Origin of the sequence: Pseudomonas sp. COR18 (assembly GCF_048568395.1) — a bacterium.
Taxonomy (GTDB): Bacteria; Pseudomonadota; Gammaproteobacteria; order Pseudomonadales; family Pseudomonadaceae; genus Aquipseudomonas; species Aquipseudomonas fuscovaginae_B.
Map to the genome: position 1 here is coordinate 3,127,263 of NZ_CP183808.1, position 16,692 is coordinate 3,143,954.

General features: G+C 64.3%; 11 protein-coding genes. 8 read left to right on the top strand and 3 right to left on the bottom strand.

The window, feature by feature from the left end:
* Positions 1-123: 123 nt before the first annotated feature.
* From dgcB to ACM62G_RS14390, 3 genes are read left to right on the top strand one after another with little or no spacing between them, the layout of a single operon-like run.
* Complete coding sequence (gene dgcB / locus ACM62G_RS14380) at positions 124-2,067, top strand: dimethylglycine demethylation protein DgcB (protein ID WP_419737362.1); 1,944 nt, start codon at positions 124-126, stop codon at positions 2,065-2,067.
* Positions 2,067-3,287, top strand: coding sequence for an electron transfer flavoprotein subunit alpha/FixB family protein (locus tag ACM62G_RS14385; protein ID WP_273825822.1), 1,221 nt, complete (start codon positions 2,067-2,069; stop codon positions 3,285-3,287). The genes dgcB and ACM62G_RS14385 overlap by 1 nt, the downstream gene beginning before the upstream one ends.
* A 15-nt stretch (positions 3,288-3,302) precedes the next feature.
* Positions 3,303-4,073 (top strand): electron transfer flavoprotein subunit beta, encoded by a 771-nt coding sequence (locus ACM62G_RS14390; protein WP_416770794.1) that lies wholly within the window; start codon positions 3,303-3,305, stop codon positions 4,071-4,073.
* A 76-nt stretch (positions 4,074-4,149) separates the two neighbouring features.
* Here the strand turns inward: ACM62G_RS14390 and ACM62G_RS14395 are convergent, their stop codons facing one another.
* Positions 4,150-4,632: a lytic transglycosylase domain-containing protein gene (locus ACM62G_RS14395; protein ID WP_054058090.1), complete on the bottom strand. Its 483-nt coding sequence runs from the start codon at positions 4,630-4,632 to the stop codon at positions 4,150-4,152.
* Between the two features lie 1,066 nt (positions 4,633-5,698).
* Here ACM62G_RS14395 and ACM62G_RS14400 point away from each other — a divergent pair.
* The 4 genes from ACM62G_RS14400 (at position 5,699) to ACM62G_RS14415 (ending at position 12,684) form a co-directional block, all read left to right on the top strand.
* Complete coding sequence (locus ACM62G_RS14400) at positions 5,699-5,821, top strand: hypothetical protein (protein ID WP_419737363.1); 123 nt, start codon at positions 5,699-5,701, stop codon at positions 5,819-5,821.
* Between the two features lie 131 nt (positions 5,822-5,952).
* Positions 5,953-9,405, top strand: coding sequence for an alpha/beta fold hydrolase (locus ACM62G_RS14405; RefSeq protein ID WP_419737364.1), 3,453 nt, complete (start codon positions 5,953-5,955; stop codon positions 9,403-9,405).
* Between the two features lie 152 nt (positions 9,406-9,557).
* Positions 9,558-11,429, top strand: a complete 1,872-nt coding sequence (locus ACM62G_RS14410) for a hypothetical protein (RefSeq protein ID WP_054058077.1) — start codon at positions 9,558-9,560, stop codon at positions 11,427-11,429.
* Positions 11,430-11,439: 10 nt separating this feature from the next.
* A complete protein-coding gene (locus tag ACM62G_RS14415; RefSeq protein WP_054058078.1) occupies positions 11,440-12,684 on the top strand; it encodes a metallophosphoesterase family protein in 1,245 nt (414 codons plus the stop codon).
* A 290-nt stretch (positions 12,685-12,974) separates the two neighbouring features.
* On the opposite strand, the gene gbcA is transcribed toward ACM62G_RS14415, so the two are convergent.
* On the bottom strand, positions 12,975-14,270 hold the full coding sequence (gene gbcA / locus ACM62G_RS14420) for a glycine-betaine demethylase subunit GbcA (RefSeq protein WP_054064613.1): 1,296 nt from the start codon (positions 14,268-14,270) through the stop codon (positions 12,975-12,977).
* A 310-nt stretch (positions 14,271-14,580) separates the two neighbouring features.
* Here gbcA and gbcB point away from each other — a divergent pair, with 310 nt between their 5' ends.
* Positions 14,581-15,681 (top strand): glycine-betaine demethylase subunit GbcB, encoded by a 1,101-nt coding sequence (gene gbcB, locus ACM62G_RS14425; RefSeq protein ID WP_054058080.1) that lies wholly within the window; start codon positions 14,581-14,583, stop codon positions 15,679-15,681.
* Positions 15,682-15,804: 123 nt separating this feature from the next.
* Here gbcB and ACM62G_RS14430 read toward each other — a convergent pair whose 3' ends face one another.
* Complete coding sequence (locus ACM62G_RS14430) at positions 15,805-16,677, bottom strand: methyl-accepting chemotaxis protein (protein ID WP_419737523.1); 873 nt, start codon at positions 16,675-16,677, stop codon at positions 15,805-15,807.
* Between the last annotated feature and the right edge of the window lie 15 nt (positions 16,678-16,692).

Below are 16,692 nucleotides of genomic sequence, written 5' to 3' on the forward strand. Positions count from 1 at the left end.
CCTACAGGGATGGTGTTCGGTCCTGACTGAATGGCACCGGGCCCTCCTCGCCACCAGTAGGTGCATGGCTTCACTGGCATGCAATTAACCCTTGCAAGGCCTTAGGTCTTTGGGAGCTTCACCATGTTGAACACCCTTCTTCCCATCCTGTTGTTCGCCGCCCTGGGCCTCGCCGTCCTCGGCGCGCTGCGGCGGGTCGCCATGTGGCGCCGCGGCCGACCGTCGAAGGTCGATCTGATCGGCGGCCTGTTCGCCATGCCCAAGCGCTACATGGTCGATCTGCACCATGTGGTAGCGCGGGACAAATACATCGCCAATACCCACGTCGCCACCGCCGGTGGCGCGGTGGCGTCGATCGTCCTGGCGCTGCTGGTGCACGGTTTCGGCCTGCACAACCGCATTCTCGGCTACGCCTTGCTGCTGATGTCGGCGGTGATGTTCGTCGGGGCGATCTTCGTCTACCGGCGCCGGCGCAACCCGCCGTCGCGGCTGTCGAAAGGCACGTGGATGCGCCTGCCGAAAAGCCTGCTGGCGTTTTCGGGCTCGTTCTTCCTGGTCACCCTGCCGGTGGCCGGCATCCTGCCGGAAGACTTCGGCGGCTGGGTGCTGGCGCTGATCCTCGGTGTCGGTGTGCTGTGGGGCGTGTCGGAGCTGTTCTTCGGCATGACCTGGGGCGGGCCGATGAAGCACGCTTTCGCCGGTGCCCTGCACCTGGCCTGGCACCGCCGCGCCGAACGCTTCGGCGGCGGCCGCTCCACCGGCCTCAAGCCGCTGGACCTGAATGATCCACAGGCGCCCCTGGGTGTGGAAAAGCCCAAGGACTTCACCTGGAACCAACTGCTGGGCTTCGATGCCTGCGTGCAGTGCGGTAAATGTGAGGCCGCCTGCCCGGCGTTCGCCGCCGGCCAGCCGCTGAACCCGAAAAAACTGATTCAGGACATGGTGGTCGGCCTCGCCGGCGGCACCGATGCCCAGTTCGCCGGCAGCCCGTATCCGGGCAAGCCGATCGGTGAACATGCGGGCAACCCGCACCAGCCGATCGTCAACGGCCTGGTGGATGCCGAGACCCTGTGGTCCTGCACCACCTGCCGTGCCTGTGTCGAGGAGTGCCCGATGATGATCGAGCACGTCGATGCCATCGTCGACATGCGCCGGCACCTGACCCTGGAAAAGGGCGCGACGCCGAACAAGGGCGCCGAGGTCCTGGAAAACCTGATCGCCACCGACAACCCTGGCGGTTTCGCCCCCGGCGGTCGCCTGAATTGGGCGGCCGACCTGAACCTCGCCGTGCTCGGCGAGAAGAAGAGCACCGACGTGCTGTTCTGGGTCGGCGACGGTGCCTTCGACATGCGCAACCAGCGCACCCTGCGTGCCTTCGTCAAGGTGCTGAAGGCGGCCAAGGTCGACTTCGCGGTCCTCGGCCTGGAAGAGCGCGACAGCGGCGACGTGGCCCGTCGCCTGGGCGACGAGGCGACCTTCCAGCTGCTCGCCAAGCGCAATATCCAGACCCTGGCCCAGTACAGCTTCAAGCGCATCGTCACCTGCGACCCGCACAGCTTCCACGTGCTGAAGAACGAGTACGGTGCCTTTGGCGGCAACTACCTGGTGCAGCACCACAGCACCTACATGGCCGAGCTGATCGGGGCCGGTGCCCTGAACATCGGCCAGCACAAGGGCAACAGCGTGACCTATCACGACCCGTGCTATCTGGGCCGCTACAACGGCGAATACGAGGCGCCGCGTGAGGTGCTGCGGGCCCTCGGGATCGAGGTCAGGGAGATGCAGCGTTCCGGTTTCCGTTCCCGCTGCTGCGGCGGCGGTGGCGGTGCGCCGATCACCGACATTCCGGGCAAGCAGCGGATTCCCGACATGCGCATGGAAGATATCCGCGAGACTGGCGCCGAGCTGGTGGCCGTGGGGTGCCCACAATGCACGGCGATGCTCGAAGGGGTGGTCGAACCGCGCCCGATGATCAAGGACCTGGCCGAGCTGGTGGCCGATGCCCTGCTCGAAGAGGCACAGCCGAGCAAGCCGGCGCCCAAGCGTGAACCTGCGGAGGTGCACTGATGAGCGATATTATCCGTCGCGACCCGCGCGCCGAGCGCATCGCCCGCAACCGCCTGCATCCGCTGCATGCGGCGATGCAGCCGGTGCAACACAGCTGGATGGGCCCCAACGGGGTCATCCGCAAGAACCCCCATGGCGTCGGTTTCATCGGCCCCAACGGCATCAAGCGCATCGACCGCAGTGGCGCCCAGCAGGGCGGCACCACCAAGCGTTCGGCCAGCGTCGAGGTGCAACTGCCGCTGCACCAGGTGGCCCAGCCGGCGTTCCACATCTGCGTGGTGCCGGACATGGTCGGCGGCCGCCTGAGCAGCCACGACCGCGACCTGCTCGGCCTGGCCCATCAGTTGGCCGGCAAGGACGGCGCGGTGTTGGCCGTGGTCTTCGGCGAACACAAGGAAAGCACCTTCGCGACCGCCGGTGTCGATCGCCTGCTGGTGCTCGAGGGTGACGAGTTCAACGGTTATTCACCGGAGCAACGGGTCCAGGGCCTGCGGGCTGTGGATAACCAGTTCGATCCTCGCCACTGGCTGCTGCCGGACAGCCGCAGCGGTGGTGGCGAACTGGGCCGGCGTTTCGCCGCCAGTCTGGGCGAACGCCCGGCCACACGGGTCTGGCAGGTCAAGGACGGCGAGTGCATCGGCCGCGCCGGTGCCGGCCTGCAGGACCTGGCACGACCGCTGGCCCGGGTGATCCTGGCCGCGGCCGAGTGTGCCGAACCGGTCAGCGAAACCCGTCACGAAGCCTTGCCCGTGGAGTTGTCCACAGGCATCGCCCGCAGCCTGTCGCGCATCGAGGATCTCGGCGCAGTGGCCGTGGACCCGGCGGCGATTCCCATGGCCGAGGCCGAGTTCATTTTCTCCGGCGGCAACGGCGTCCAGGACTGGCCGCTGTTCCACGAGACGGCGGCGGCGCTGGGCGCCACCGAAGGCGCTTCGCGGGTGGCGGTGGACGATGGTTTCATGACCCGCGATCGGCAGGTCGGGGCCAGTGGTACCTGGGTGACCGCGCGGGTCTATGTCGCCGTGGGCATTTCCGGGGCGATCCAGCACCTGCAGGGTATCGGTGCCTGCGACAAGGTGGTGGCGATCAACCTCGATCCGGGCTGCGACATGATCAAGCGCGCCGACCTGTCGGTGATCGGCGACAGCAACGAGATCTGCCGCGCGCTGATCGCCGCGGTGACGGCATATCGCAATGGCGCCAAGCGCGATGCGGCCTAAGGTGGGGGTAAGTTCATGAACACGAATGTCATCAGCCTGGTATCGATTGGCGCCCACCCGACCTCCGGCCGCGCCCGTCGCGCCGAGCAGGATGCCCGGGCGGTGGAGTTGGGCCTGCAACTGGCTGGGGATAACTTGCAGGTGGTGCATGCCGGCGATGTCGCCGAGCCGGCCCTGCGTGCCTACCTGGGCATGGGCCTGTCGGAGATGCGGGTGCTCGAGCAGCCGGCCGGCGCCGATGCGCTGCCGGTACTGACCGATTACTTGCGCGACGTCGGTGCCCAGCTGGTGCTCACCGGCAGCCAGGCGGAAACCGGCGAGGGCTCGGGGATGTTGCCGTTCCTGCTGGCGGAAAACCTCGGTTGGCCGCTGGTAGTGGGTTTGGCCGAGGTCGAGTCGATCACGGCTGGCGTGGCCCAGGTACTGCAGGCCTTGCCCCGCGGTCAGCGGCGGCGGCTGAAGGTGCGTTTGCCGTTTCTCGCCACGGTGGATAACGCCGCGCCCAAGCCACGGCAGAGCGCCTATGGCCCGGCGCAGCGCGGGGTGCTGCAGGCCGAGGAAGTGGAGGTGCTGGAGGACGAGTTGTTCACCAGTGCCCAGCTGCAGCCGGCCAAGCCACGGCCCAAGCGGTTGAAGGTGATCAAGGCGAAGAGCGGTGCCGACCGGATGAAGGCGGCCACGGCCAAGGCCAGTGGCGGCGGCGGGCAGGTGCTCAAGGGCGTCAGTGCCGAAGCGGGAGCCGAGGCGATCCTCAAGTTGCTGATCGAGGAAGGCGTAGTGCGCTGACCGCACTCGAGGTTGGCCGCCTGCAGCCGCAGGTGGCGCAACTGGCCATGGCTGAGGACCCGCGCATCGGACTGTCTCATGGCCGGGTTCCGCTGCGCAGGGCGCCGGCCCGACGCCGCTCCAGCAGCTTGGCGTAGTACGCCCACACCTGTTGCGCATACCGTTCGCGGCGGGCATCGCGTTCGCTGGCGGTGCCGGCGTTGTAGGCGCCCACCGCCTGCCAGCCGTAGCCCAGTCGCTGGACGAAGCGGGCGAGAATCCAGGCTCCGGCCATCACGCTGGTACAGGGCTCTTCCTGCAGGTTGCGCTCGGCGATGCCGAAGGCGGCGAGGGCCGGCAGGTGGCGGCTGTTGATCTGCATCAGGCCGATGTCCCGGCTGCCATCACGGTTGTCGTGGCGCGCCCGGGGATTTAGCCCCGACTCGACCTGGGCGATGGCGTAGAGCAGCAGCGGATCGATGCGATAGCGCTCACCGGCGTCCTGGAAGCAGTTGGCCAGGCCACTGCTCACGTTGAACAGGGCCGCCAGGGCCAGCAGAGCGGCGAGTGGCGGGTGCATGCTCAGGCCCTGCGCACGGGTTCGGACGCCATACACGACGTCCCCACCGGCCCTGCGATCGCGGCCCAGCGCAGAGGTCACCGTCGCCAGGGTTGCCAGCAGCTCGATCAGGGTCAAACCGGCGCCGGGCAGGCGACAGGGCGCTACGGAAAATAGCGCAAGCGGCCACATGGGGATCGCACCATGCCGGATATCCTCGAGTCAATGCATCAGGCCAAGACACCTTTACTGCAAGAACAAGGCGCGCTGTGCCAAGGAGTGTAGCTCAAGGTCCGGTAGCGCCATTCAGACCTCCTTGCAGGAATATTTGCGCAAGTGTCCACAGAGGCTGTTGGCCGATCTGTGGATAACGTGTTCGCGCATCGCTGCAGCCAGCTGAAATCAACGTCTGCAGCCGGTCGTACGAAAAATTACCAGCATAACCAGCGGTTTTCCTTGGCTTTTTCATGTGGATAAGGGGCGCTGGGCATTGGCGTGAACCTTGGTTTTTTCAACAAAGTCTGTTGGCGCTTTTGTGGATAAGTTGTTCGCTATCTGATGTATCCCTTGTTTTACAAGGCGTTCAAGGATTTGTTCAAAAAATGATCGATATGGCGATTTTCTTCGGCCCAGGCCGCTGGACGCTTTGTTTTTCGTGGTTTTCAGCGGTTTTCCACAATCGCTTGACGCTCTTCGAGAGTTGCGCACAAAGTCTGTTGGCCTTTCTGTGGATAAGATGTTTGCGATCGGCTACAGCCACCGGAATATGAGGCTTACAGGGGTTTGGTCAAAAAACGATCAATGCTCCGTGAAGTCGCCCTTTCCGGATAAGTCACGGATTTCATTCACATTCACCCGCGAGCGGGGCGATGGAAATCGGCAGTTTCCCACATTTGCTGTGGGTCGCTCTGTGGATAAGTTGTTCGCCAAGCGCCGCAGGCCCCGGTTTTCATAGCATTCAACGCTATAGATCAAATTTCATACAGTTCTAAGGGGGTTCGTTGACACCCCTCCGGTGAAAGTCTTCACTAATGGCACAAGGACACAGCCTTACTCGTATCCATTCCAGGTTCAGGGAGAACGCTCGATGGGTCGCCAATCTCACTCCCGCCCGTCGCCGCTCTCCGCCAGCAGCGCCGCGGCCCGCACCAGCGCCCTGATTCCCCGACGTATCCATCGCCACGCGATCAATCAGCGCGCGCGCCTATAGCGTCGCCCCGGCCTGCCGTCATCAGCCGTTCACACGCCGAGCCCGTGTGCGCGTTTGTTCGTTGCATCACCGTCTGTCCCGGTTGCGACCACCGCAGAGTGGCCCGGCCAGGACCCTGAGAGGAAACGACCATGACCCGGATTTCCACACCCATCAGTGCCATCAAGGAGCGTTACGACGTCATTGTGATCGGCTCCGGCTACGGCGGCGGCATCGCCGCGTCGCGCCTGTCCCGCGCCGGCCAGCGCGTGTGCCTGCTTGAGCGGGGGCGGGAAATCCGCCCGGGCGAGTACCCCAACACCATGATCGCGGCGACCGAGGAATTGCAGGTGCATGACCCGGACGGGCATATCGGTTCGCGCACCGGCCTCTACGACCTGCACGTCAACGCTCAGCAGAACGTGGTGGTCGGTTGTGGCCTGGGCGGCACGTCGCTGATCAACGCCAACGTGTCCCTGGAACCGGAGCCGGGGGTCTTCGAGGATCCGCGCTGGCCCCAGGCGGTGCGCGAGCACCGCGACACGCTGCTCGCCAAAGGCTATGAACTGGCGCGCGAGATGCTCAAGCCCAACCCCTATCCGGCCTCCGCCCCGTCCCTGGACAAGCTGGAAGCCAATCGCAAGTCGGCGGACTACCTGCAGGAGAAAACGCATTTCTATACGCCGCCGATCAACGTGACCTTCGACCCGTTGCCCGGCAACCTCAACCACGTCGGTGTCGAGCAACTGCCGTGCAACCACTGTGGCGACTGCGTCTCGGGCTGTAACAACAAGGCCAAGAACACCACCCTGATGAACTACCTGCCGGACGCCTGGAACCATGGCGCGGAGATTTTCTGCCAGGCCGAGGTACGTCATCTGGAGCGCGACGGCGATGGCTGGATCGTGCACTTCCAGTACCTGGACAGCGGTCGCGAGAAATTCTCTGCACCGACCCTGTTCGTCAAGGCCGATATCGTCGTGCTGTCCGCCGGCACCCTGGGCTCCACGGAGATCCTGCTGCGTTCGCGCAACAAGGGCCTGTCGTTGTCCAACCAGCTCGGCGAGAACATGAGCGGCAACGGCGACATCCTCGGGTTCGGCCACAACTGCGGGCAGACCATCAACGGCATCGGCTTCGGCAGCCATTCGGCCAAGGACCTGCAGCCGGTCGGCCCCTGCATCACCTCGATCATCGACATGCGCAACGAGGGCGACTGGCGCAGCCACATGGTGATCGAGGAAGGCTCGATCCCGGGGGCGCTGGGGCGGCCGATGGTGCCGGCGATGGCCGGTTTCGCCGAACTGATCGGCGAGGCGACCGAGAAGGGTGTCAGCGCCGAACTGCACTACAAGGCCCGCGAGGCCGAGAGTTTCCTGCGTGGCCCGTACCATGGCGCGCTGCACAACATGCAGACCTACCTGATCATGAGCCATGACGACGGCAAGGGGCGCATGGTGCTCGATGACAAGGACCAGTTGCGCATCGACTGGCCGGGTGTCGGCGAGCAGGAGAACTTCAAGCTGGGCAACGAACGCCTGCACCAGTCGACCAAGGCCCTGGGCGGGGTCTGGGTGCCGAACCCGATCTGGACCAAGCTGCTGCGGCACAGCATCGTCTCGGTGCACCCGCTGGGCGGTTGCGTGATGGGCGAGGATGCCGGGCAGGGGGTGGTCAACCACAAGGGCCAGGTGTTCAGCGGCGTCAGTGGCAGCGAGGTGTACCCGGGGTTGTACGTGGCCGACGGCGCGGTGATCCCGACCTCCCTGGCGGTCAATCCGCTGTTGACCATTTCCGCGGTCAGCGAACGCAACATGAGCCTGCTGGCGGCCGACCGCGGCTGGGTCATCGACTACAGCCTGCCCTCGGCTCCGCGCAAGCCGGTGGCGCCTTCGACCCTCGGCGTGCACTTCACCGAGACCATGAAGGGCTACTTCTCCAGGGATTTCACCCAGCCCCAGGGCACCGACCTGAAGGTCTACGAGGCGGCGGCGAAACGCGGCGAGGCGCAGAACTCGCCCATCGAGTTCACCCTGACCATCACCGCGAACGACCTCGACCGGATGATCAGGGAGCCCCAGCACGCCGCCACCCTGGTCGGTACCCTCGATGCCCCGGCGCTGTCACCGTACCCGCTGACCGCCAGCAACGGTGTATTCAACCTGTTCGAGCAATATGAGCAGCAGGTCGGCGTACGGCACATGAACTACGACATGAAGCTGACCGCCGAGGACGGCCGCGACTACTACTTCAGTGCCTTCAAGACCGTCCCCGAGGACCATGGCCTGCTCAATATCTGGCCGGACACCAGCACCCTCTATGTCACCCTCTACCAAGGCCCGGACAAGACCGGCGCGGTGATCGGTTCCGGGGTCATGCACATCAAGCCGGCTGACTTCGCCAAGCAGATGACCACCATGAAGGTGCTCAACGCGCGTAACGAGCGCGAACGCATCGAGGCCCTGGCGCGCTTCGGCAAGTTCTTCGCCGGGATTCTCTGGGAAAGCTACGGCGGGGTCTTCGCCGGCGATATCTACTTCAACCCGGATGCGCCACCGCGGCACAAGCGGCCGCTGGATGCGCCGGTGCCCACGGTGCATTTCTTCGAGACCGAGGATCGGGTGCAACTGCGCCTGACCCGCTACCAGGCCGGCAGCAAGGGCCCGGTGATGCTGGTGCACGGCCTCGGCGTGGGTTCGAACATCTTCTCCACCGACACCATCCAGACCAACCTGCTGGAGTACCTGTGCAAGCACGACTATGACGTCTGGCTGCTGGACTTTCGCGTCAGCATCCTGCTGCCGGCGAGCAAGCAGGAATGCAACGGCGACCAGATCGCCCAGTACGACTTCAAGGCCGCCATCGCGCAGATCCGCCAGGCCACCGGCGCGGCGGACGTGCAGTGCGTGGTGCACTGCTACGGCGCCACGACGTTCTTCATGGCGCTGCTGGCGGGGCTGGAACATGTACGTTCGGTGGTCTGCTCGCAGATCGCCGCCGACACGGTGGTGGCCACGGCCACCGGGATCAAGGCCGGCCTGCATCTGCCGGGGGTACTGGATACGGTGGGCATCAAGTCGCTGACCGCCTATGCCGACAGCAAGGAAAGCTGGTTCAACAAGCTCTACGACAAGGCCCTCAACGTCTATGCGAGGATCGAGGCCCAGGGCTACTGCACCAACCCGGTCTGTCACCGGATCACCTTCATGTATGCCTCGCTGTACCGGCACGACACCCTCAACGAGACCCTGCACGACAACCTGCATGAGCTGTTCGGCGAGTCGAACATCGAGACCTTCGAACACCTGGCGCTGATCTGTCGCAAGGGCCACCTGGTGGACTTCAAGGGCCACGACGTCTACATGCCGCATTTCGACCGCCTGGATCTGCCGATCTGCTTCATCAGCGGTGCGGACAACCAGTGCTACCTGCCGCAAAGCACCGAGAAGACCTACGAGCGGCTGGTGCAGATGCATGGTCCGGAGCTGTACAGCCGGCATGTGGTGCCCGGTTACGGCCATATCGACTGCATCTTCGGCAAGAACGCGGTGGTCGATGTGTATCCGCTGATCCTGGCGCACCTGGAGAAGACCGCGCTGGGATGATGAGCCCGTTCTGAATATGCCATCGAACCTGTAGGAGCAGGGCTTGCCCGCGAAATGGCCCTTGAGATCGTTAAAAGCTTCGCGGGCAAGCCCGGCTCCTACAGGGGGGCAGCGGTGGCCCGATAGGCATGGATTTGCAGATAGAGGGTGACATGGATAACTACATCCGCTGGTATCAACGCTTCATCTGGCTCGGCATCGTGATGAACATGGTGTTCGCACTGCCGGCCCTTTTCGCTCCGGCGCTGCTGACCTCGGTGGTCGGCCTGCCACCGGTGCTGTCGGACCCCTGGCTGGAAAACGCCGGCATGCTGCTGGTGGGCATCAGCCTGTTCTACATGCCTTCGGGTTTCAACGCCCGGCGCTTTCCGATCAACTCCTGGCTCTGCGTACTGAGCCGGCTGATCGCCGTGGCGTTCTGGATCTACCTGATCCAGACCAGCACCACGCCGTCGGTGTTCGTGCCGATGCTTTATGGCGACCTGAGCATGTTCCTGCTGCTGGGCATCACCCTTTACCTGGGCAGCCCGCCGGCAACCCGGCCCTGGGCCCTGCTGGTCGATGGCTGGCATGCCTGGTGCCACGGCTGGGCGGTGCGCTGGCAACGCCACAGCTTCCGGGTCGGCCTGCTGGTCACCCTGCTGGTGCTGGGCTTCATTGGCTACCAGACCTGGTACAACATGCTGCGGGTGGTGCCCGAGGAGAAGTTCGCCGCCGACGAGGACCATTTCAAGTACGCCGCTATTGGCCTGGGGATCGAGGCACGGATTCCCTACTACCTGTTCTCCGTGCTGCCACAGATGTGCCCGGAGAAAATGCCCAGGCCGGGTGGGGGTTGGGAGTCGTTCGGCTTTCTCTACGAGAACGGCCGCGACCTGCCGATCGGCATGGCCAAGCGGCAGATCGGCTACCCGACCGTGGAGCCCAACTGCGCCCTGTGCCACACCGGTTCCTATCGCGCCGCGGCCGACGACGTCGCCCGGCCACTGGCCACGGCACCGGCCAATACCCTGCAACTGCAGGCCTTCCAGTGGTTCGCCTACGACTGCGCCAGCGATCCGAAATTCACCGCCGACGCGGTGATGGCGGCGATCAACGCCAAGTTCCAGTTGGGCTTCTTCGAGAAGCTGTACAACCGCTATCTGATCATCCCGATGGCCAAGAGCGCGCTGCTCAAGCAGAAGCAGGGCTATGCCTGGCAGAAACTGCGGCCGGCCCAGGGGCCTGGGCGTACCGACACGTTCAACCCGACCAAGATGGTGGTGTTCGGCTTCCCGGACGACTCGACCATCGGCACCGTCGACCTGCCGCAGATCTGGAACCAGAAACCGCGCGAGTCGCTGTACCTGCATTGGGACGGTAATAACAACAATATCCACGAGCGCAACTACGCGGCGGCCATGGCCGTGGGCGCGACGCCGCAGTCGGTGCTGCCGGAGAGTTTCAACCGGGTCACCAACTGGCTGCTCGGCACCCGGCCGCCGGCCTGGCCGTTCGCCCTGGATCAGGCGCGGGTCGCCCAGGGCAAGCCGCTGTGGGCCAGCAACTGTGCCGGTTGCCATGAGTTCGGCAAGGCCGACACCGGCCAGGTCACCGTTCCCATCGACACCCTGGGCACCGACCCGCATCGCCTGAACTCCTTCACTACCGGCCTGGTGCAGGCGTTCCACGGCTTCAAGAAGCCGCCGTTCGACTTCGGCGCCTACCGCAAGACCCAGAGCTACAGCAACACCCCCACCGATGGCATCTGGATGCGTGCGCCGTACCTGCACAACGGCTCGGTACCGAGCCTGTGGGACCTGCTGCAGACCCCGGACAAGCGTCCGGTGACCTTCAGCACCGGCTCGGATGTGTACGACCCGGTCAAGGTCGGCTTCGTCACCAGCGGGCCGCAGGTACAGGCACCGACCTACTTCAAGTACGACACCCGCCTGGAAGGCAACCACAACGGTGGTCACCTGTATGGCACCCAACTGACCGACGCCGAGAAATGGGCGCTGATCGAATTCATGAAAACCTTGTAGGGAGAGCGCCATGAACCTGCACCATCTGGAACATGAGCTGGCGAAGATCCAGATCCGGCTCAGCGGTTTGAAGGCCCGGCTGGAGTTGTCGTGGAAGAAACTGATCAGCGATATCGAGCCGGAGGAATTCCAGGCGATCCAGCAACTGCTGCAACGCGGGCATGACCAGGCCCATTACGTGCTGGCGCACGGCGACCTGCCGAGCGACGAGCCGGCGGTACCCTGGGAACTGGCCCATGGCCTGTCGATCTTGCACCTGGGCCATGCCCAGGCGCTGCCGACCTCGGAGGCGGAGTTGCCGACCCGGGTACTCAAGGACGGCACGCTGCTCGGTTGTCGCAAGTGGGAACTGCTGGACCTGCTGTGGAGCGAGGCGCTGATCAAGTGGATCGAGAACCTGCGCCATCACGCCACGTTCGCCACCACGCCGATGGTGATGATGATCGACAACGAGGTCAGCCTGGCGATTGCCGGCGACTGGGGCACGGGGCCGTTCGACAGCCATGCGCCGGCGGTCAGCGTGGCCAACCAGATGAGTCGGGTCCAGGCCGATTTCACCATTCACCTGGGCGACGTCTACTACGCCGGTACCGGCTCCGAGGAGGATGTCGACATGGCCGGCTGGCCGATGGGCAAGCACGGCGCCTTCACGCTCAACTCCAACCACGAAATGTACAGCGGTGCCCACGGCTATTTCGCCGAGCTCAATGCGCGCTTCCCGGTGCAGCAGGGCACCAGCTATTTCGCCCTGTACAACGATGACTGGCTGATCGTCGGGCTGGATTCGGCCTATGCCTCCAAGCCGCTGAACCTGTACATGGACGGCACCCTGAACCCGCAGCAGATCGACTGGATGAAGACCTTGCCCAAGCGCGACCGGTTGCTGGTGCTCAGTCACCACCAGGGCTTCGATATCACCGGGCACAACCCGAACGGCCTGTACAAACAGGTTTGCGATGCCCTGGGGCGGGTGCCGGACTACTGGTATTGGGGCCACCTGCACAACGGCATCGTCTATGCCGAATTGAACGGGTTGAAGGCGCGTTGCGCCGGGCACGGGGCCATCCCCTATGGCGTGACCAGCGAGCTGGATGGCAACAAGCGGGTGTTGTTCTCCGAGACGCGCAATGCCGGTGACCCGGATTATCCGGAGCGGGTGCTCAATGGGTTTGCGCGGGTGCGGCTGAGTGGCGCGAACATCATCGAGGAGTTCATCGGCGAGGATGGTTCGGTGCGCTGGACGTCGAACGGGTAGGGTTTGGCAGGAGCGGGGGTTATTGATCGTTCCCACGCTCTGCGTGGGAGCGCCGCCCGTGACGCTCTGCGTCACAAGAGCGGACGCCGAGCGTCGAGAGAGGCATTCCCACGCAGAGCGTGGGAACAATCATCACTAGGGCCAGCAAGTCCTGTGGTGTTGTCGTGGGCGGGGTAGGCCGGTCTGGCGCTTTCGCGGGCAAGCCCGGCTCCTACAGTCTGGTGTCGTACACCAATGAGGTGAACGATGGGGTACTGTAGGAGCCGGGCTTGCCCGCGAAGCTTTTGCCCTTAGCCGTTAACCGGCACGCCCTTGAGGTATGGTGCAGGCTCTGCCCCCAGGTTGCTCAGCATGCGCTCGCTGTACCAGTCGATGAAGTTGACCACGCCGAACTCGTAGGTCTTCGAGTACGGGCCGGGCTGGTAGGCCACGGAGTTGATGCCGCGCTGGTTTTCCTCGGCCAGGCGACGGTCCTGGTCGTTGGTGGCATCCCAGACCTGACGCATGCGCGCCACGTCATAGTCGACACCCTCGACCGCGTCCTTGTGCACCAGCCACTTGGTGGTGACCATGGTTTCCTGGGCGCTGATCGGCCACACGGTGAACACGATGATGTGGTCGCCCATGCAGTGGTTCCACGAGTGCGGCAGGTGCAGGATGCGCATCGAGCCCAGGTCCGGGTTCTTGATCCGGCCCATCAGTTTCTTGCAGCCCTGCTGGCCGTCCATGGTCATCGATACGGTGCCCTTGAGCAGCGGCATGCGCACGATACGGTTGCGCAGGCCGAAGCTGGCGTGGGCATAGGGGATCTTCTCGGCTTCCCAGGCGGCGGCGGAGGCGGCCACGTGGTCCTTGAACGCCTGGTCGGCACGCGGGTCGGTGACGTCGTCCCATTCCAGCAGGGTTTTCAGCAGTTCCGGGTGGGAGCCGTTGCAGTGGTAGCACTCACGGTTGTTTTCGATCACCAGCTTCCAGTTGGCCTTTTCCATCAAGGTGGTCTGCACCGCCACCTTGGTGTTCTCCATGTCGTAGGGTTCCATGTAGTGGCTCAGGGTGCTGAGGAACTCGTCGATCGGTGGCGGGTTCTCGGCCAGGCTGATGAAGATATAGCCGCCGGCGGTTTTCACGTTGACCGGCTTGAGGCCGTACTGCTTCATGTCGAAGTCGGCACCCATCTCGGTGCCGGCGAACAGCAGGCGGCCATCGAGTTCGTAGGTCCACTGGTGGTAGGGGCAGACCAGCTTGGCGACCTTGCCCTTTTCGCCGGTGCACAGGCGCGAGCCGCGGTGCCGGCAGACGTTGTGGAAGGCGTGGACCACGCCGTCGGCGCCGCGGATGACGATGATCGGGTTCTTGCCGATCTGCAGCGTCAGGTAGTTGCCCTTGGTCGGGATCTCGCTGGTCATGCCGGCGATCAGCCATTCCTTGTGGAAGATCTCCTGCATGTCGATTTCGAACAGGCGGTCATCCGAATAGAACGGTTGTGGCAGGGAGAAGGTCCGCTCACGTTCCTGCAGCATCTGTGCGGTGGCCTTGCGTGCGGGCTCCAGTGGGTCGCCCAGGCTCAGGGTGGTGGTGTTGTCCATCGTTCAGGTCCTCATGGCCATGCGGTGTGGCCGACGAATATTGGCTAAGTGGTCGATGCAGCAGGTTCGGACCACACGGTTGCGACGCAAGACAGAAATACAGCGGATCATTTGCGACGGAGTGTGGGGCTGGCAGCGACCAGGACCTTATCCATGGGCGACACGGCCGAATCCGTTCCCGACGCGCAAGCACCCGTCGTTAGGGGCTGGTCGCGATAAGCATGCCAATGTCGCGAATAGGTAAACGGGGCGCTTGGGCCTTGCGCAGAATCGCCACCATAAGAGCTGACAGTCAGCGGTGGAGAACAACATGTCGAACAACTTCCTGAATCCGGTAACGACCCAGACCTGGGCCAATGGTCGGCATATCGTGCGCTGTGTGAAGGTCATCCAGGAAACCTGGGATGTGCGCACCTTCTGCTTCATGGCCGATCAGCCGATCATGTTCTTTTTCAAGCCGGGGCAGTTCGTCACCCTGGAGCTGGAAATCGAAGGACAGCAGATCATGCGCTCCTACACCATTTCCAGCTCGCCGTCGGTGCCCTACAGCTTCTCGGTGACCATCAAGCGGGTGCCGGGCGGCAAGGTGTCCAACTGGTTGCACGACACCCTGCACGAGGGCCAGGAACTGGCGGTGCACGGTCCGGTGGGCCTGTTCAACGCCATCGACTTCCCCAGCCCCAAGGTGCTGTACCTCAGCGGTGGCGTCGGCATCACGCCGGTGATGTCCATGGCCCGCTGGTTCTACGATACCAACGGCAACGTCGACATGGTGTTCATCCATAGCGCCCGGTCGCCCAAGGACATCATCTATCACCGCGAGCTGGAACACATGGCGTCGCGGATCGACAACTTCAGCCTGCACCTGATCTGTGAAAAACACGGCCTGGGCGAGCCGTGGGCTGGCTATCGCGGCTACCTGAACCACAAGATGCTGGAACTGATGGCGCCGGACTTCCTCGAGCGCGAAGTGTTCTGCTGCGGCCCGACACCGTACATGAACGCGGTGAAGCGTCTGCTGGAGGCGGCGGGCTTCGACATGAGCCGCTACCACGAGGAATCCTTTGGCGCGACGCCGCCGGAAGCCCGGGCCGATGCGGTGGAGCAGGCCGAACAGGCCGCCGACGCACCTCCGGTGGATGCGGCCGACCTGCACCAGGTGGAGTTCACCGCCACCGGCAAGAGCATTCGCGTGGCACCGGGCGAAACCGTGCACGCGGCGGCGGCCAAGCTGGGCCTGATGATTCCCAAGGCCTGCGGCATGGGCATCTGCGGGACCTGCAAGGTGCTCAAGCTGGGCGGCGAGGTGGACATGGAGCACAACGGCGGGATCACCGACGAGGACGTGGCCGAGGGCTACATCCTGTCGTGCTGCAGCGTGCCGAAGGGCGATGTGCGGATCGAGTACTGATTGAGGGCGGTGTGAGTCTCTTCGCGGGCAAGCCACGCTCCTACAGGGTTGCGTCGTTCATTGCATTTTTGAACGACTCGATCCTGTAGGAGCGTGGCTTGCCCGCGAAGGGCGCGCCGCGGTTTACAGGCTGAACCGCGCCACCAACCCGTTGAGATCCACCGCCAGGCGCGCCAGCTCGTTGCTCGCCGCGCTGGTCTGGCCGGCACCGGTGGCCGACTGTACCGACAGGTCGCGGATGTTCACCAGGTTGTGATCCACCTCGCGGGCCACCTGGGCCTGCTCCTCGGCCGCGCTGGCGATCACCAGGTTGCGTTCGTTGATCTCGACGATCGCGCTGTTGATGGTGTCCAGCGCCAGGCCTGCGCCCTTGGCAATGTTCAGGGTCGATTCGGCGCGCTCGGTGCTGTTGCGCATCGAGTCCACCGCCTGTTCGGTACCGCCCTGGATGCTGCCGATCATCCGTTCGATCTCGCTGGTCGACTGCTGGGTGCGGTGGGCCAGTGCGCGTACTTCATCGGCGACCACGGCAAAACCACGCCCGGCTTCCCCGGCCCGGGCCGCCTCGATCGCCGCATTCAGCGCGAGCAGGTTGGTCTGGTCGGCCAGGCCGCGGATCACGTCCAGCACCTTGCCGATATCCCGGGACTCGTCGGCGAGGTTGCCGATCAGCGTCGCGGTGCTCTGCACGTCGCTGCTCATGCGTTCGATGGCGCTGACGGTTTCCTGTACCAGGTCGCGACCGTCGCCGGCCGAGGCGGTGGCGTTTTTCGAGGCTTCGGAAGTGCTCACGGCATTGCGCGCGACTTCTTCCACCGCGCTGGTCATCTCGTTGACCGCGGTGGCCGCCTGTTCGATTTCATTGTTCTGCTGCTGCAGCCCGCGGGCGCTTTCCTCGGTGACGCTGTTCAGCTCCTCGGCGGCGGAGGCCAGCTGGGTCGCCGAGCCGGAGATGCGCTGCAGGGTGTCGCGCAGTTTCTGCTGCATCTTGAGCATGGCCTGCAGCAGGCG

Bases quoted from the DNA above. Each gene is read 5' to 3' on its own strand.
- dgcB (WP_419737362.1), top strand. From the start codon at position 124: ATGTTGAACACCCTTCTTCCCATCCTGTTGTTCGCCGCCCTGGGCCTC.
- ACM62G_RS14385 (WP_273825822.1), top strand. From the start codon at position 2,067: ATGAGCGATATTATCCGTCGCGACCCGCGCGCCGAGCGCATCGCCCGC.
- ACM62G_RS14390 (WP_416770794.1), top strand. From the start codon at position 3,303: ATGAACACGAATGTCATCAGCCTGGTATCGATTGGCGCCCACCCGACC.
- ACM62G_RS14395 (WP_054058090.1), bottom strand. From the start codon at position 4,632: ATGCACCCGCCACTCGCCGCTCTGCTGGCCCTGGCGGCCCTGTTCAAC.
- ACM62G_RS14400 (WP_419737363.1), top strand. From the start codon at position 5,699: ATGGGTCGCCAATCTCACTCCCGCCCGTCGCCGCTCTCCGCCAGCAGC.
- ACM62G_RS14405 (WP_419737364.1), top strand. From the start codon at position 5,953: ATGACCCGGATTTCCACACCCATCAGTGCCATCAAGGAGCGTTACGAC.
- ACM62G_RS14410 (WP_054058077.1), top strand. From the start codon at position 9,558: ATGGATAACTACATCCGCTGGTATCAACGCTTCATCTGGCTCGGCATC.
- ACM62G_RS14415 (WP_054058078.1), top strand. From the start codon at position 11,440: ATGAACCTGCACCATCTGGAACATGAGCTGGCGAAGATCCAGATCCGG.
- gbcA (WP_054064613.1), bottom strand. From the start codon at position 14,270: ATGGACAACACCACCACCCTGAGCCTGGGCGACCCACTGGAGCCCGCA.
- gbcB (WP_054058080.1), top strand. From the start codon at position 14,581: ATGTCGAACAACTTCCTGAATCCGGTAACGACCCAGACCTGGGCCAAT.
- ACM62G_RS14430 (WP_419737523.1), bottom strand. From the start codon at position 16,677: ATGCTCAAGATGCAGCAGAAACTGCGCGACACCCTGCAGCGCATCTCC.